This window comes from Maricaulis sp. ABE4_448 (assembly GCF_056160825.1).
On sequence record NZ_JBSWXX010000001.1, the window covers coordinates 871,693 to 885,229 of the forward strand.

Sequence of the window (13,537 nt, forward strand, 5' to 3'; positions counted from 1 at the left end):
CGATGAAATGGCCCTAGGAGCGCCAGTATCCGTCTTCCTCGTCATCATCATCGAGGGCGTCGTCGTCGATATCGTCCTCGTCATCCATGACCAGGCCGGAATCGGCGAAGGCCATGGCGGCATCGTCCTCCTCTTCGGCCTCGGCCTCTTCGCTGGCGATCTCCGTGAGATCATAGACCGAGACACTGGTCGCCGACGTCGCCTCGAAGTCGGACTTGTCGGTCTCGCTGACCGGCGCTTTGCCGGTGCGCCGGAAGAGCATGGCGCCGAACAGGCCGAACAGGACAAGCGCGGCATAGAGAAAGAGGCCGGATGTGCCGATCAGGCTCATCGTGGCACCTGCCATCAGGGGGCCGATCATGGCGCCGGTGGCATAGATCGTCAGGATGCCTGACATCATGTTGGTTGCCTGGCCCTCGTCGGCCCGGTCGGCAGCGTGCGCTGCGGCAATACCGTAGTAGGACTGGGCGCCCGCGCCCCAGAAGCCGGCCACCGCGAAGATCGCGATCATCGGGAGAACACTGGAGAACAGGCCCAGCACAATGCCGGCAATTCCGGCCGTCAGCGCGAGGGCCGCGATGACCAGACGCCGGTCGATCCGGTCGGAGATCATCCCCGCGGGCCATTGCGCGATTACGCCGCCTCCCACCATGAAGGCGGAGAAGACTGCTGCCGTGGCCGCGACGGACTCGGTCCCCATCCCGCCGATATAGACAGCGTAGAGCTGCGTCACAGCGCCATTGACCAGGCCTGCGCAACCTGCAGCGATCACAGCGGACGGCGCTGTTTTCCAGATGCGCAGCGGGCCAAAGGGTTCGGCCGATGGCGCGGCCGGCTGGGCGCGGTTGGTGGCGGTCGCGGGGATCAGGCTGGCGGTGTAGAGCGCGGCCACGATCATGAAGCCCAGGGCGGCGCCCGGCGGGACGGACGCGACCAGGAAGGGGCCGATGATGAAGCCGATCTTGGCGGTGACCAGGTAGAAGCTGAGAATGGCGCCGCGCTTGTCGCTGGGGGCAGCATCCGCCACCCAGCTTTCACCCGAGGCCAGGAAGCCGGCGACACACACGCCCATGACGAACTGCATGATCATCCACCAGGCCAGTGCGTCGCTGACGTAAAGAAGGGCGGCGGCAATCGACGTCACGCCGGCAAAGGCGGCGACAGCACGGATATGGCCGATGCGGCGGATTTCGCGCGGGGCGAAGTGTGCACCCAGCAGAAAGCCGAAGGCATAGCCGGACACGATGGTACCGATCTTGAGGGTCGAGGCGCCTCCGGCGATCAGCGCCAGCGGTCCGACCACGGACAGGGCGCCGGACGCCATCTGCAACATCGCCAGGGCGATGACGATCGCGGCAACATTGCGGTAGCTTTCGCCGCGGCGCCTGTGCTCCGGGCCCAGGTCGGTATCGTCAGTCAGATCGGTCATGATTGGTATCGCGGGGTCAGCTCTCGGACAAGGCGAAGCTTCGCCCATCGCGTGCCCCGTATCAAGCATGCCAAGTGCCCGTCAAATGGGAAGTTTTGTCGTGTTCTTGATCGCTTCCATGGCGAAGCTGGCGCTGACATCGGACAGGGGCGCGATGGCGATCAGCTTCTTGTAGACCTCATCATAGGCCCGCACATCGGGCAGGCAGAGCTTGATCAGATAGTCGATGTCGCCACTCAGGCGGTAGAATTCCACCACTTCGGGCATGCGGCGGACGCCTTCGGCGAAGCGTCCGAGCCATTCCGCATCATGGCGGCTGGTGCGCACGGCGATGAAGAGGGTGGCCTGCAGGCCCAGCGCTTCCGGGTCCAGCAGGGCGACATGTTTCTGGATAATGCCGGCCTCCGCGAGGCGCTTCAGGCGCCGGGCGGTCGGCGTCGCGCTGAGACCGATCAGGTCGGCCAGTTCCTGTACGGTCCGGTCGGAGTCGCTCTGAATTTCGCGCAAAAGCCGGCGGTCATAGTCGTCGATCTCCACAAATAGTCTCCTTGCTAGTGAAAATCACCATATTGGCGCCCGGGGCCGGTTTCAATTGGCGAAAATAGCCCCGGAAAACATGGTCTAGTTGTTCCTCAGCCAGACGGGACCCCAGCCATGTTCGACGAAAGCCGCACCGACACCCTCATCGACCGGGTCCGGGCCGGACTTGCGGGCGGCGATGTGCGACTGGAAACGCCTTTCGGCTCGCGACCGCTCTTCTATGCCGACTACACGGCATCCGGCCGAGCCCTGGCGGACATCGAGGCGGTGATGCAGCGCATGGCGTCGGACTATGCCAATCCCCATACCGAGGACAGCGCGACCGGCCGGGCCAGCAATGCCTGGATGCGCGAGGCCGAGCGGATCATCAAGTCGGCCGTCAATGCCGGCCCCGGCGATTGCCTGATCCCGTGCGCCGCCGGCGCGACCGGCGCGATCCACAAGCTGCAGGAAATCCTGGGCCTGGCCATTCCGCCTGCCACCCGCGCCGCGCTGGGCGGTCTTGATGATTACGAGCCTGACACCGTTGTCTTCGTCGGTCCCTATGAACACCACTCCAACGAGCTGACCTGGCGCGAGAGCCTGGCCGAGACGGTCACCATTCCTCTGGCTGCCGATGGCGGGATCGACCTGTCGGCCCTCGCCGCTGCCCTCGCGGATCCGCGCCATGCCGGCAAGCGCAAGATCGGCGCCTTTTCCGCAGCGTCGAATGTCACGGGAGTGCGCACCGATGTCACCGCTCTGGCGCGCTGTCTGCACGCGCACGGTGCCATTATGTGTCTGGACTGCGCCGCCAGTGCGCCCTATCTGCCGATCGACATGCACCCGTCCGATCCGGAAGCCGCGATCGACGCCGTGTATTTCTCACCCCACAAATTCGTCGGCGGTCCGGGCAGCTGCGGCCTCCTCCTGTTCAACAGTGCGCTTTATCCCGAACACCTGCCCCCGACCCTCTCCGGCGGTGGCACGGTGCGCTATGTCTGGCCGGGCGGGCATGATTTCATCGACGATATCGAAGCGCGCGAGCGGGCCGGAACGCCGGGCCTGCCGCAATTCGTGCGCGCCGCTCTGGCTTTGAAACTGCAGGCCGAAATCGGCCATGAGAGGATCGCGGCGCGCGAACATCGAGCGCTGGAAACGGCCCTGCCCCGCTGGACGGCCAATCCGCAGATCGAGGTTCTCGGTCCGGCCGATCCCACCCGCCGCATCGGTATTGTCTCCTTCAACCTTTTGAGCCGGAACGGACATCGCATTCCGCCGCGCCTGGTGACGGTGCTGCTGAACGATCTGTTCGGGATCCAGTCCCGCGCCGGCTGTTCCTGCGCCGGCCCCTATGGTCACCACCTGCTCGGCATCGGGGATGACGAGACGATGGCGATCCGCGAGCGGGTTCTGGCGGGTGAAACCGGCGCGCGTCCCGGCTGGTGCCGCGTCAGCCTGCACTGGACAATGAGTGCGGACGATGTCGATTTCCTCGTCTCCGCCGTCGAGTTTCTCGCCGAGCATGCCGACGTGTTTGCGCGTTTCTATGATTGCGACGAGCGGACGGGCAGCTGGGCCTGGGGAGGCGACATGCCGGTGCGTCAGGAGACAGGCTTTCCCAGGCGTCTTCTGTCAGCGCCGCAGATAGCGCGCTCTTTTGAAGCCGTGCGGGATGTGGTCGCGCTCCGGCGGGAGGCCTTCGCGATCGCGCACGAGGTGCTGATGCGGTTCAGCGACCCGGTCCACTAGACCTCGACAGGGCGCCGGTACTGCAAAACGCGCTCGCTTGCCAGCAGCCGGTCGATGGTCTCGCGCTGGCCAGCCGTCGCCGGTGTTCGCCGCGGATAGAGCGGTGAGCCGCTGTCACGGTCATCGATCCAGGGCGCATCCCACAATTCGGTGTTGCGGATGAAGGCCCGGGCCCGGGCCGCGCCGCCGGTTTCCAGGCAGCCGACCAGACAGGTGTCGACATAGGATTGCGGGATGGGGTGGCTGGCGTCGGCCCGGACCTGTTCGCGGTTAACCACGATCCAGTAGCGGCCGTCGGGCAGGGCGCCGTTTTCGGGATCGGCCGGCAGCACCGTGTCGCGCGGCAGTTCGGTAAAGACATAGCCGCGCTCGCGGTGACGCAGGGCATCGGTTATCTCCGTGGGCACGAGAGCCGCATCCAGCGCGTGGCCCGGCGCTGCACGGACGCCGGCATAGGTCGCTGCCTCGTCGGTGTATCGAACCGTCCAGCCCCGGCGCCAGCCCAGCGCGATCACGGGTCGCGCCTGTTCGGTCAGGCCGGAATAGGTGGTGCGGCTGTAGCTGGAAAGCAGGCTGCCATAGCCGACGACATAATCTCTAGCTGACATGGTCGTGTCCCGGTCTGCTGCGGCCTGAAACCGCGAACGGCGCGAGCTTGCGCCCGCGCCGTTCATCTTGGGTCCGGTGCCCCCCGGATCCAGACCCTAATTGCAGTCCGTGCGCGTTAATGCGCCCGGCGGCTGGTGCGCGTGGAGTAGGAGGCCTGTGCCACCGGAACTTCTTCCGAATAGCTGCCGTCCTGCACCTGCACGTCCGTGCCGTAGAGATAGGTGTTACCGCGTTGCGCTGCCGGAGCGGCCCGGTTGTGGGCGACGGCGGGCACTTCGGTGCTGGTCGGCGGATTGTAGCCCGGCAGCTCGATGTCCTCGCAATCCATCAGACGCCATTCCCAGCGCTCTTCGGTGCGCAGGGAGTAGCGGGTGACGGTTTCCGTCTCCATCGGCACGACATGGCTGTCTACCGAGGCGTGCTGGTCGATGACCTGGATGTTGTAGGTGTCGCGCAGTTCCTCGATCGGCACCTGTTCGAAGCGCGCTTCCTGCACGAGCACATCCCGCGTGATGGTTGAATACTCCGCCGGGTGCTCGACTTCGCGGATCTGGGCCGGCTGCACCACGATATTGCGGGTGACCGTACGGTACTCGCCCTCTTCCTCAACCAGACACCAGACTTCGCCGGTTTCGCTGTCAAAGCGGGTCATCTGGGCACCCGGGGTGTAGCCCCGGCGCCAGACCATGCGCGGCTCGCGCACCATGACGGTTTCGGTCACCGTGTCGTGGACTGCCGGCTCGACGACGTATTCCACATAGGCCGGGCGGACCTGCACCGTTTCGGTGACGGTCTCATAGACCGGCTCGGTGACGATGTACCGCATTCCCGCTTCGCGGGAGATGTATTCGCGGCGCTCGTCGCGCAGGCGCGGCGGGGCCACATTGTAGCGCTCATAGCTGTCCTGCGTGGTGACCTGTTCGGAATAGGCGTCGTATTCCGGCGCGATCCTGACGCGGGCATAGCACTCGCCGGCGGCCGCACTGTTCGGCGGATCCGGCGGGAACCATTCAGCATCACCGGCAAAAGCGGCGGACGCCGAGATGAGTGCGGCGGTGGAGCCGCACAGGAGCGTGTGTCGGAACATGTGATTCCCCCTCTGTCGACACTACGGCGACCGCTCTCACGGCCTCGTAAATCGAAGACATGCTAGCGCAAACTACACGCATCGTTAAGGAATATTAACTCAGTTCACCGAAGAAACACCCAAGAGGGGAATTCTGTTCAAGTGTTCTCCGACGGGTTGTTGACCTGTACTATGGTGTAACGGTCGCTCCCACCATCGTCATCATGATATAGCCGGTAAGCATCGCCGCGCCTGTGCCGACGATATAGCCCACCACGGCCAGCATGACACCGACCGGTGCCAACGAGGGATGGAAGGCTGAAGCGACAACCGGTGCCGAGGCAGCGCCGCCGATATTGGCCTTGGAACCGACCGCGATGAAGAAGGTTGGTGCCTTGATCAGCCAGGCGACAGCGAGCAGCAGGATGACATGCACGGCCATCCAGATGAGGCCGATGACGAAGAATTCGGTGTTCCGGAAAATCGCCGTGATGTCCATGCGCAGGCCGATGGTGGCCACGAGTATGTAGATAAACACCGAGCCGACTTTCATCGAACCGGCACCGGTCAGCTGGCGCGCCCCTGTGAAGGACAGGATGACGCCGGCGACCGTGGCCGTCAGCATCAGCCAGAAGAAGCCGGAGTCGAGCCCGAAATCGACCAGGCCCGGCATGTTGGCCCCGATCCAGGGACCCATGATGTCGGCGATGACGTGCGCCAGGCCGGTCATGCCCAGACCGATGGCGATGATGATGATCAGGTCCTTGAGCTCGGGCACGCGCGCGTGCTCCTGCTCGAATTTTTCGGCCTTGGCGCGCAGTTCGTCGACAGCGCCGGCATCGGCCTTGAGGAAACCATCGATCTGCTTGGCATTGGCAACGCCCAGCAACAGAAAAGCCATCCAGATATTGGCGACGATGATGTCGACGGCAATCCACGCGGAATAGACTTCGCTGCCAGCGCCGAAGAATTCGTACATCGCGGCCTGGTTCGCGCCGCCGCCGATCCAGGTTCCGGCCACCGTCGCCATGCCCCGCCAGACAGCATCCGGTCCGGTGACGCCGATCGCATCGGGGAAAAGGATGCTGGCGATAAAGAGTGCGACAGGGCCGCCGATCACGACACCGATCATGCCGGTGAAGAACATGATCAGCGCCTTGGGTCCCAACCGCATTGTCGCTGGGAGGTCGGCAGACATGGTCAGCAGGACCAGGGCGGCCGGGAGAAGATAGCGCGAGGCGACGAAATAGGTCTGCGACTCTTCCGGGTCGACAATGTTGAAGAGGTTCAGCAGCGAGGGCAGGAAGTAGCAGAGCAGAAGCGGCGGAAAGATCCGGTAGAAGGTCTTTGCGGCCTTGTTCTGGAGGCTGGAGGTCCAGAAGATGGCGCCCAGAAGCAGGGCGAGCAGGCCCATGACAACGGCATCATTGCTCACCAGCGGTGCGGTTTCGGCTTCCATGATCTCCCCTCGCGGATCGCGTCTGTTCTATGGGGCGGATAAGACCGGGTTTGAAACTTGCCGGCAAGGGCGCAACGCAAAACGGCCCGGTCTTGCGACCGGGCCGTTTCGTGACTGCCGTCAACCGCCTACCAGATGGAGACGCGCTGTTCCGGGGGCAGGTAGAGGTCGTGCGCCTCGGTCACGCCGAAGGCCTCGTACCAGATGTCCATATTCCGCACGACGCCATTGGTCCGGTACTGGCCGGGGCTGTGCGGGTCGGAGAGCAGTTGCGCCCGGGCCGCATCCTCCAGCTGCAGGACGCGCCAGACCTGTGCCCAGGACAGGAAGAAGCGCTGGGCCGGCGTGTAGCCGTCGAGCTCTTCGGGAACATCATGCTCGGCGGCATACATCTGGAAGGCCCGCCAGGCCATCGAGAGACCGCCGATGTCGCCGATATTCTCGCCCAGGGTGAGACGGCCGTCCACATTCATGCCCTCAACCGGCGAGAACTGCTCGTATTGGGCCACGATCTGGTCGGTGCGGGCATCGAACTGCTCGCGCGAGGTGTCGGTCCACCAGTTGCGCAGCACGCCGTCGCCATCGGACTGGCTGCCCTGATCGTCGAAACCGTGACCGATTTCGTGACCGATCACCGCGCCGATACCGCCGAAATTGACCGCCGGGTCGGCATTCGGGTCAAAGAAGGGACCCTGCAGGATGGCGGCCGGGAAGACGATCTCATTGCCGGTGGAGTTGTAGTAGGCGTTCACTGTTTGCGGCGACATGCCCCACTCCCAGTGGCGGATCGGCCCGCGCAGACGGTCGCGGCTGTCCGCACGGAACCAGGCATTGACGCGCTCGGCATTGCCGAACAGGTCATCCTCGCGGATCTCGATGCTGGAATAGTCGGGCCAGACATCAGGATAACCGATCTTCGGCAGGAAGGTTTCCAGCTTGGCCAGCGCTTCGGTCTGGGTCTCCTCGTCCATCCACTCGAGCGTTTCGATACGCTCACCCAGGGCGGCACGAAGATAGCCGACCAGTTCTTCCATCTGGGCCTTGTGCTCAGCCGGGAAGTACTGCTCGACATAGATCTGGCCGATGGCCTGACCCAGATTGCCGTTGACGAACTGGATCGCCCGGCGGTCGCGCGGCCGCGGCTCCGCTGTACCGCTCAGCGTGCGGCCCCAGAAGTCGAAGGACCGTTCATAGACCTCTTCGCTCAGGAGATTGGCCGTCGCGTTGAGATAGCCGAAGGTCAGATAGTCCTGCCAGGTCTCGACCGGCGTGTCCTGGAAGATGGCGGCCGCGGCGTCGATGGCGGACGTCTGGGAGACGATGAAATTCGTCTGGTCGGCAAAATCGCTGCCCTCGAGGAAGGCGGTCCAGTCAAACTCCGGCGCAAACTCGCGCAGCTCGTCCAGCGTCATCGGGTTGTAGGTCGCAACGCGGTCCCGGGTCTGGGCGGGTGTCCAGTAAACCTCGGCCAGCGCCGTTTCCAGCGCGATGATCCGGTCGGCCCGGGCTTCGCCATCCTCATAACCGAGGAAGCCGAACATGTCGGCGATATAGGAGTGGTAGGCTGTGCGGTATTCCACGAAACGCTCGTCGTCGAGCAGGTAATAATCGCGCGTCGGCAGGTGCAGACCGCCCTGATTGATGTAGACGATGTAGTGGCTTGGATCGCCTTCATTGCGCGAGATACTCGTGCCGATCATCGAGGGATAGCCCGGCAGGCCGAAGAGGCGCGCGATATCGGCATGCGTTTCGGCGTCGGCGATCGGGGCCAGGCCGGGCCGCACCGGATCGATGCCGCGGGCATTGATCGTGTCGACATCCATGTAGCTGGCATAAAGATCGCCGACCTGCTGGGCGAGCGTACCGGCCTCGGCGTCGGAGGCAGCGGAGTCCTGGATGATCCCCTCGATCCGGTCTTCTGAACGCAGATAGAGCTCGTGGAAGGCGGTGTAGGACGAGAAGCCGGCCGGGATTTCGGTGTTCTCGAGCCAGCCTTCATTCACATAGCGGAAGAAGTCATTGCCGGGATGGACCGTGGTCGAGATGTGCCGGGTCTCGACGCCCCACTCCCCCAGTTCTGCGTCCTGGGCCTGGGCCCAGCCGGACACTGCAAGGCAAAGCGCAAGGCCGGCCGTGCCGGCGCGCAGGATGGATTTCATGGATTTTCCCCATTTGAAACTAGACAGCATGGGGAAGATGCCGGGCGAATCCCGTCGGCCGTGTGGGGATTTCCTTACGGTTCAGCAAGAAAAAGGCCCGGTCTGGAGACCGGGCCTGATCCTGTGAGCCTTGGCTCGCTTACCAGATGGAGACGCGCTGTTCCGGCGGCAGGTAGAGGTCGTCATCTTCGGTCACGCCGAAGGCTTCGTACCAGACGTCCATGTTCCGTACGACGCCGTTGACGCGATATTGCGACGGGCTGTGCGGGTCGGTGGTCAGACGCGAAACCAGGGCATCCTCCGTGTAGAGGCGGCGCCACACCTGGCCCCAGGCCAGGAAGAAACGCTGGTCCTGGCTGTAGCCGTCCAGTTCGGCCGGGACCTCATTGTCCGCGGCGTACAGCTGGAAGGCCCGGTAGGCCATGGAGAGACCGCCGATATCGCCGATATTCTCGCCGAGCGTCAGACGGCCGTCGACATGCATGCCCTCAACCGGCGAGAACTGCTCGTATTGGGCCACGATCTGGTCGGTGCGGGCATCGAACTGCTCGCGCGAGGTGTCGGTCCACCAGTTGCGCAGCACGCCGTCGCCATCGGACTGGCTGCCCTGATCGTCGAAGCCATGGCCCATTTCGTGACCGATCACGGCACCGATACCGCCGAAATTCACGGCCGGGTCGGCATAGGGATCGAAGAAGGGACCCTGCAGGATCGCAGCCGGGAAGACGATTTCGTTGGAGGTGGAGGAATAATAGGCATTCACCGTCTGCGGCGACATGAACCATTCCCAGTTGCGGATCGGGCCGCGCAGGCGGTCGCGGCTGTCGGCACGGAACCAGGCATTGATCCGCTCATTATTGCCCCACAGATCGCCTTCGCGGATCTCGATGCTGGAGTAGTCGGGCCAGACATCGGGATAGCCGATCTTCGGCAGGAACTTGTCCAGCTTGTCGAAGGCTTCGACGCGCGTCTCGTCGTCCATCCATTCAAGCGTCTCGATGCGTTCGCGCAGGGCAGCGCGCAGATAGCCGACCAGCTCGTCCATCTGCTCCTTGTATTCCGGCGGGAAGTAGCGCTCGACGTAGATCTGGCCGATCGCCTGACCCAGATTGCCGTTGACGAACTGGATCGCCCGGCGGTCGCGCGGACGCGGCTCTTCGGTGCCGTTCAGCGTGCGGCCATAGAAGTCGAAGGAGCGGTCGTAGAAGGCTTGCGTCAGCTGATCGCGATGGCTCTCTATCCAGTGGAAGGCGAGATAGTCCTTCCAGGTCTCGACCGGGATTTCGCTGAACAGCTGGGCTTGCGACTGGATCGCCGTGTTCTGGCGCACCACGAACTCTTCCTGGTCGGCAAAGTCGAGGGCCGAGAAGAAGCTCTCCCAGGGGAAGCCGGCCGCATAGCCGCTGACATCCTCGGCGGACATGAGATTATAGGTCGCGACGCGGTCACGGCTCTCGGCACGCGTCCAGTGGATTTCCGCCAGCGCCGTTTCCAGGTCGAGGATCGCCTGGGCCCGTTCGGCGCCATTGTCCATGCCGATCATCCCGAACACGTCGGCGATGTATTCCAGATAGGCCGTGCGGTAGGTCTCGAAGCGCTCGGTGTCCTGGAGATAGTAGTCGCGGTCCGGCAGGCCGAGGCCGCCCTGGCTGACCGAAACGATATAGCGCTGGGGATTGCCCGGGTCGCGGCCGACATAGGCCCCGAAGATCGACTGGGTGCCCGGCGCGCCCATCAGGCCGGCAATGTCGTCGTGCGACTGCGCAGCGGCGATGCGCTCGAGGCCGGGACGGGCCGGGTCGAGACCCAGTTCTTCCAGGCGTTCGGTGTCCATGTAGGAGGCGTAGAGATCGCCCACCTGCTGCGGCAGGGTGCCGTCGGCGGCGTCGCTCTCGGCGGATTCCAGGATGATGCCCTCGATCCGGTCTTCGGAACGCAGATAAAGTTCGGTGAAGGAGCCGAAATTCGAGAAACCGGCCGGGATCTCGGTCGTGTCGAGCCAGCCTTCATTGACGTAGCGGAAGAAATCGTCGCCCGGATCGACGGTGTCGGAAATGTGCTGGGTCTCGACGCCCCAGTCGCCCAGTTCCGGAGAATGCTCATTGCTCGCGGTTTCGGTCGCGGCATCATGGCTCTCGTTGGATGCGCCGGTCTCGGCGGCTGGCGTTTCGTCTTCCGGCTGTTCGCTTGCCGGCTGGCAGGCGGCGAGCAGAGCAAGGCACGCCGTGCCCAGAAGCAATTTCTTCATGGTGACACTCCCCAATCGGTCTGATTCACAAAACTTGCAGGAACACTAGGGCGGGACGGCCGGGCCGCAAAGGCATGGCCTGTGTTTTCCGGCGGACGCACAAAGAAAAACGGCCCGGCTTGGGGAAGCCGGGCCGTCAATTCTCTACCAGATGGAAACGCGTTCCTCGGGCGGAAGATAGAGGTCGTCGTCTTCCGTTACGCCGAAGGCTTCGTACCAGGCATCAAGGTTCCGCACGACACCGTTGGTGCGGTATTGCGACGGGCTGTGCGGGTCGGTGGTCAGGCGCGAGATGAGATTGTCCTCGCGATAAAGACGCCGCCACACCTGGGCCCAGGCGAGGAAGAAGCGCTGGTCGCCGGTAAAGCCGTCGATCACCGGGGCTTCGCCGTCACAGCAGGCGTCGAGATGACGGTGATAGGCGGTGTAGGCCATCTGCAGGCCGCCCAGATCGCCGATATTCTCGCCCATGGTGAAAGTGCCATTCACGAAACGGCCTTCAATCGGAGAATACCCGTCATACTGGGCGCCGAGCCGGTCGGCCCGTTCCTCGAACCGTTCATTCGTCTCGCTCGTCCACCAGTCGCGGATCGCGCCGCTCTCGTCGAAGCGGCGGCCCTGATCGTCAAAGCCGTGGCCGATCTCGTGACCGATCACCGCGCCGATGCCGCCATAGTTGATGGCCGCGTCGGCGTGCGGATCGAAGAAGGGCGGTTGCAGGATGCCGGCGGGGAAGGTGATTTGGTTCATCAGCGGGTTGTAGGACGCGTTCACCGTCTGCGGCGGGTAGGGCCATTCGCCCCGGTCCACCGGCCCGTCGAGATCCGCGACCTGCTCGTTCCAGCCGAACTCGCGCAGGCGCACGATATTGCCGAAAATGTCGTCGGCGCGGATTTCCAGCGCGGAATAGTCCTGCCATTCATCGGGATAGCCGATGCGCGGCTCGAAGGTGGACAGCTTGGTCAGCGCATTGGCGCGGGTCTCGTCATCCATCCACTCGAGCGATTGCAGGCGCTCTTCGAAGGCGGCGGTCAGGTTTGCGACCAGTTCTTCCATCGCGTCCTTGGACGAGGGCGGGAAGTGGCGCTCGACATAGATCTGGCCAACGGCTTCGCCCAGCTGGCCGCCGACAAGGTTCACGCCGCGGCGATCGCGCGGGCGCTGTTCCTCGGTGCCGTTCAGGACCGCGCCATACATGTTGAAGCTGGCCTGGTCGAAAGCGGCCGGCAGCTGGGCCGCATTCGAGCGGAGGAAGTGGAAGGTCATATAGTCCTTCCACACATCGACCGGCGTTTCCTCGAAGATCGCGCCGGCGCCCTCGATGGCGCTGGGCTGGGCGACCAGATAGGTGGCAACACCGTCGAGGCCGAGCTGGGCCATCGCCTGCGGGAAACCGAATTGCGGTGCCAGGGCGTCGAGCTGGTCGATCGGCATGGGATTGTAGATTTTCTGGATGTCGCGGCTGTCTGCCTGGGTCCAGTGGACCTCCGCCATCCGCGTTTCCAGTTCCACGATCGCGTCAGCCCGCGCTTCGCCACCATCAATGCCGGCAAGCTCGAACACTTCCGCGATGAAGGCGCGATAGGCGTCCCGGTATTCCGCGTTTTCGTCTTCCAGATAGTAGTCGCGGTCGGGCAGGCCCAGGCCGCCCTGGCCGACGAACACGGTGTAGCGCGTCGTGTCGGCCGGATCGGGGATGATGCCGACGCCGAACGGGCTTTGGTGGTGGATCGTGGCGAACAGCGCATTGATATCGTCATGATTCGATGCTGCGGCGATCTCGTCGAGATAGGGCTGGGCCGGGGCCAGTCCGCGTTCCTCGATTGCTGCCGTGTCCATCCACGAGCCGTAGAGGTCGCCGACCTTCTGTTCGACCGTGCCGTCCGCGGCCTCACGGGCGGCCAGCTCGGTGATGATTTCCTGCACGTGCACTTCTGCTTCCAGCGCGAGCTCGGTGAACATGCCGTAGTTCGAGCGGTCGGCCGGGATCTCGGCCTCGTCCAGCCAGGTGCCGTTGGCGTACTGGTAGAAGTCGTTGCCGGCCTCGATCTCGGTGTTCATGCCCGCGAGATCGAAACCCCATTCGCCGATCTCGGGCTGACCGGCTGGTTGTGTGACGGCGGCAGAGTGTTCCGGTTGTGCGGTATCGGTCTGGCCACAGGCGGCGACCAGCGCCAGCACCGTAGTACCAAGCAGCAGCTTCTTCATAGGATGCATCCCCAAAATACGCTTCGCGAAAATGTTTCGCCCCGCGTTGTGTACAACGCGGGGCGAGACTTGGCTATTCAGCGGATGT

9 protein-coding genes are annotated in these 13,537 nt (G+C 64.0%); 1 reads left to right on the plus strand and 8 read right to left on the minus strand.

Annotation, left to right across the window (positions count from 1 at the left end; genetic code table 11):
* Positions 1 to 13: 13 nt before the first annotated feature.
* Positions 14 to 1,429 carry an MFS transporter gene (locus tag ACXAJV_RS04185; protein ID WP_475082275.1) on the minus strand — a complete coding sequence of 472 codons (1,416 nt, stop codon included), beginning with the start codon at positions 1,427 to 1,429 and terminating at the stop codon, positions 14 to 16.
* 81 nt (positions 1,430 to 1,510) lie between these two features.
* On the minus strand, positions 1,511 to 1,960 hold the full coding sequence (locus ACXAJV_RS04190) for an Lrp/AsnC family transcriptional regulator (protein ID WP_475083284.1): 450 nt from the start codon (positions 1,958 to 1,960) through the stop codon (positions 1,511 to 1,513).
* A gap of 123 nt (positions 1,961 to 2,083) precedes the next feature.
* On the opposite strand from ACXAJV_RS04190, the gene ACXAJV_RS04195 reads away from it, so the two are divergent.
* Positions 2,084 to 3,700, plus strand: coding sequence for an aminotransferase class V-fold PLP-dependent enzyme (locus tag ACXAJV_RS04195; RefSeq protein ID WP_475082277.1), 1,617 nt, complete (start codon positions 2,084 to 2,086; stop codon positions 3,698 to 3,700).
* Here ACXAJV_RS04195 and ACXAJV_RS04200 read toward each other — a convergent pair.
* From ACXAJV_RS04200 to ACXAJV_RS04225, 6 genes are all read right to left on the minus strand, one after another.
* The gene (locus ACXAJV_RS04200) at positions 3,697 to 4,308 is read right to left on the minus strand and encodes a gamma-glutamylcyclotransferase (RefSeq protein ID WP_475082280.1); all 612 of its coding nucleotides are present in this window, start codon (positions 4,306 to 4,308) and stop codon (positions 3,697 to 3,699) included. The genes ACXAJV_RS04195 and ACXAJV_RS04200 overlap by 4 nt on opposite strands.
* A gap of 116 nt (positions 4,309 to 4,424) precedes the next feature.
* Positions 4,425 to 5,396: a hypothetical protein gene (locus ACXAJV_RS04205; protein ID WP_475082282.1), complete on the minus strand. Its 972-nt coding sequence runs from the start codon at positions 5,394 to 5,396 to the stop codon at positions 4,425 to 4,427.
* 169 nt (positions 5,397 to 5,565) lie between these two features.
* Positions 5,566 to 6,834, minus strand: a complete 1,269-nt coding sequence (locus tag ACXAJV_RS04210; RefSeq protein ID WP_475082285.1) for a DUF819 family protein — start codon at positions 6,832 to 6,834, stop codon at positions 5,566 to 5,568.
* 128 nt (positions 6,835 to 6,962) lie between these two features.
* Positions 6,963 to 8,993, minus strand: coding sequence for a M13 family metallopeptidase (locus tag ACXAJV_RS04215; RefSeq protein ID WP_475082287.1), 2,031 nt, complete (start codon positions 8,991 to 8,993; stop codon positions 6,963 to 6,965).
* Positions 8,994 to 9,132: 139 nt separating this feature from the next.
* The gene (locus ACXAJV_RS04220; protein ID WP_475082290.1) at positions 9,133 to 11,241 is read right to left on the minus strand and encodes a M13 family metallopeptidase; all 2,109 of its coding nucleotides are present in this window, start codon (positions 11,239 to 11,241) and stop codon (positions 9,133 to 9,135) included.
* 144 nt (positions 11,242 to 11,385) lie between these two features.
* Positions 11,386 to 13,449, minus strand: a complete 2,064-nt coding sequence (locus ACXAJV_RS04225) for a M13 family metallopeptidase (RefSeq protein WP_475082292.1) — start codon at positions 13,447 to 13,449, stop codon at positions 11,386 to 11,388.
* Between the last annotated feature and the right edge of the window lie 88 nt (positions 13,450 to 13,537).

Bases quoted from the DNA above. Each gene is read 5' to 3' on its own strand.
- ACXAJV_RS04185 (WP_475082275.1), bottom strand. From the start codon at position 1,429: ATGACCGATCTGACTGACGATACCGACCTGGGCCCGGAGCACAGGCGC.
- ACXAJV_RS04200 (WP_475082280.1), bottom strand. From the start codon at position 4,308: ATGTCAGCTAGAGATTATGTCGTCGGCTATGGCAGCCTGCTTTCCAGC.
- ACXAJV_RS04220 (WP_475082290.1), bottom strand. From the start codon at position 11,241: ATGAAGAAATTGCTTCTGGGCACGGCGTGCCTTGCTCTGCTCGCCGCC.
- ACXAJV_RS04225 (WP_475082292.1), bottom strand. From the start codon at position 13,449: ATGAAGAAGCTGCTGCTTGGTACTACGGTGCTGGCGCTGGTCGCCGCC.
- ACXAJV_RS04215 (WP_475082287.1), bottom strand. From the start codon at position 8,993: ATGAAATCCATCCTGCGCGCCGGCACGGCCGGCCTTGCGCTTTGCCTT.
- ACXAJV_RS04205 (WP_475082282.1), bottom strand. From the start codon at position 5,396: ATGTTCCGACACACGCTCCTGTGCGGCTCCACCGCCGCACTCATCTCG.
- ACXAJV_RS04210 (WP_475082285.1), bottom strand. From the start codon at position 6,834: ATGGAAGCCGAAACCGCACCGCTGGTGAGCAATGATGCCGTTGTCATG.
- ACXAJV_RS04195 (WP_475082277.1), top strand. From the start codon at position 2,084: ATGTTCGACGAAAGCCGCACCGACACCCTCATCGACCGGGTCCGGGCC.